1 protein-coding gene is annotated in these 2,937 nt (G+C 51.2%); it reads right to left on the bottom strand.

Going from position 1 to position 2,937, the window contains the following annotated elements; genetic code table 11:
- The coding region (locus V6D20_11655) for an endonuclease/exonuclease/phosphatase family protein (protein ID HEY9816438.1) at positions 1-2,813 on the bottom strand (2,813 nt) is incomplete at its 3' end.
- Between the last annotated feature and the right edge of the window lie 124 nt (positions 2,814-2,937).

Below are 2,937 nucleotides of genomic sequence, written 5' to 3'. Positions count from 1 at the left end.
AGTGACTTTTCAATTTCGTCCTGGACTGTCTCTGGGTTGTCGGTCGGGGAGCCATTCTTGTAGACCCAGCGGGGAACCTGACGGGGTCGCAAGCGACCGTTGAGCATCTTGTTGATTCCATAGATACTGCGAGATTTGGTGTATATCTCGACGGCCTTATCGGTGATGGAGGAGAGGTAGGTGTGGTTGGCTGTTTTCCATTTTCGTTTAGCTTTAGTTGCTAATGTCCTCGTAGCTTTGTAGAGATCCACATGCTTTCCGTTTTGAAGGAGGATAGGGAGATGTTGAAGTTCGGCCGGGGAGCGCCGGAGAAGGTTTTGTAATTTTTGAAGGCTTTGCTCTGCTGTGGGTTTCCCTCGGATTACATTCCTAGCATGCGCTAAGATCCTATCGAGTTTCTTGAACTTGTTATAGAGCCTCTGGGCTTGGATCCGGACTGGATCAGGGGTAGGTTTAACCATTGGGGAAAGTTTTTTCCTGAGCTCCTCCAATTTCTCAACCAGTTCTGGAAGAGTAAAAGGAGTGGAGTGGGTTTCTCGCATTGTAGTTATTTCATTTTGGAATTGGTCAAGGAGCTTAGGGTCAGAGAGGAATTGGACGTGTCTTGCAGGTCTTCTTGTAGGAGTTGGCCCCATCCGAGGGAGGGGGATTGTGGTGGTGAATAGGACTGGGACATGGTCAGAGATGCAGCCAACATACTCTGATATAATAAGGGTTTTGCCAATAAGGGTGGTGTCGTTGGTGTAGAAGCGGTCAAGACGGGAACCCTCATTCTTGTTATTTGGGGTGGGGCGTGTAATTCCAATTGTTAGGGGATGTTCGGAGCGAAAGGTGTCAATCAGCCCAGCGTTGTGGAACGCATCTGAAAGGTGTTTATCTCGTGGGGGGTGCTTGAGGCCAACGGCATCAAGGGTAGGGTTGTCAACAAAGTTGAAGTCACCTCCAATGATATGTCTCGCATTAGGTTGATGTGTTAGCTGGGTGAGAACATCGACAAGAAGGCCATATCTACCCTTAAGGTGTTGTCGGCCTGAGCGGAAGTAGGTGTTATGGAGGACCAAGGATTTATCCTTGGCGGTGACTACCTGATATCTCTTGGAAATGTTAGAGACTAGGTAATTATGTGCGATATTGGATGAAATTGCTACAGCCAGGCCGGTTCCTTGGGTATTTGCACCTGATTTAGGAGGCGGTGTGGCAAATATTGAGTAGTTTTGGAGGAGGAGGTCAAGGACGGAGATATCTACCTCATCCCTAAAGTGGGTTTCTTGGAAGAGGATGATTGAGGGTTTGGTCTTATCAACAAGGTGGCGGAGGTCATCTGACTTGGAATTAAGGCGACCATTTGCATTGAGGGAGAGAATGGTGATGTTTGGAGAGGAAAGTGCTGCAAGTTCAACCGTTTTGTTTACAGGGTCTGGGTTGACACCAGTTAACGCGGGGAGGCTAGCAAGGCGCCGTAGCTGGGTTGAGTAGGGGGATGGGGCTAGGCAGCGGCGTTCGTTTACATGGGCTCTAAGAGAATCAACGCATTTGGCTAAGTTGCAACTAAAGTGCATACCACACCGATCGCAGTAGTAGGTTGCCTTATTTGGGCAGTGGGTACACTTTATACCGCCCCTAGTTGCATATGGGCCCGGGTTAGACTCGACATCGCCACAACGTAGGAGACTTAGAGAGGGGGGGGAGTAGGGAGCTCTCTCAGCTCGCAAGACCAACAAAAAGACAGAGTACAATGCTGGACGCTTGGTCCACTTTTTTATGACGATAGTTTTACGGTGCAAGGACGAAAGAGATTTGAAAGCCCGGTCTCGGTCCTCCTTGTTGTTCCACTGAAGCACTGGGTCAGCAGGGCGGCCGTCCTTAAACCATCTGAGTTGGACTCGGATGGGAGGAGGGATAGGATCCCGGAGCTTCTCAGCCAAGAAACTGTTTGCACGGTCGATCAGCACATCACGCACACGAGCAGCGGTCATAGAGTCCCTGTGAATGGGGGACGAGTTGAGGATCTTAACAGAGACTAGGACATCCTCCTCGTCCTGAACGTGGCCAAGATGATACTCTTGCTCTGGGGTGCTGATCACCTTGCCCTGTAGGAACGTAGCAAGTTCAGGAGACGAGGTCTCAAGGAAGGTGGTACTGATGTGCACATTTGAATTGTACACGTGGTGAGCATCGTGAATAAAAGGGGGTTCAAAGTTGACATTCGGGTCAGCTTGGACAAGGAGAGTAACGCGCTCGTTGACCCAGGTCACAAAAGCCATTTCGGATTGTCTCCTTTCGGCCTTGGTTCTGTATTGCGTAGTGCCAGCGCTAACGCCTAGGAAATAGATGCTACGGGCACGGTATAGTTCCCAGGCCTCAGCATCGTCGCGAGAGGGTGGAGCGGGGATGACTGAGTAGCCTGCTTTCTTGAGCTGTTCAAGGGCGAGCTGGGCATCGTCGGCGTAGACAGTGGCCTTGCCAATGGGGTTCAAGCCTTCGACAATTGTCACTAGGCGAAGGGGAAGGGTAGCGAGGGCAGTATGGATGTCGGTGCGTGAAAACTCAGTGATCTTTGGGAGCTTGATCTCGTATGTAACGCAGGGGCGAGGGGCCTCTTCATCTGGAGAGACATAGTTGGCGAACTCTTCAGCAAAACCAGAGAGGTCAAAGTCGTCAGTTTCGAGGTCAGAGTGGGCATCTTCCTCCTCGGCAGGGGGCACAGCGTCTGCCAGAGGCTGATCCGAGCCAGGGGCGATGTTCACAGCAGCATTATTGTTCATGAGGAAGTTGTTTGCTTCGGCAAGGGGATTCGGACCGTCCATGTCCATGGGATCGACGTTGAGGGGGGGACGGGGGTCCTGGATCGCAGCACGCTTAGGTTCAGCGTCGGATTCAGATTCAGACTGGCGTTTGGACATAGGGGAGTTTCTGAGGTATGAGTGGGTTCTGGTA

The sequence above is a fragment of the Candidatus Obscuribacterales bacterium genome, from assembly GCA_036703605.1.
In the GTDB taxonomy this organism is placed as follows: Bacteria; Cyanobacteriota; Cyanobacteriia; order RECH01; family RECH01; genus RECH01.
This window is presented reverse-complemented; position numbering and strand designations above follow the sequence as displayed.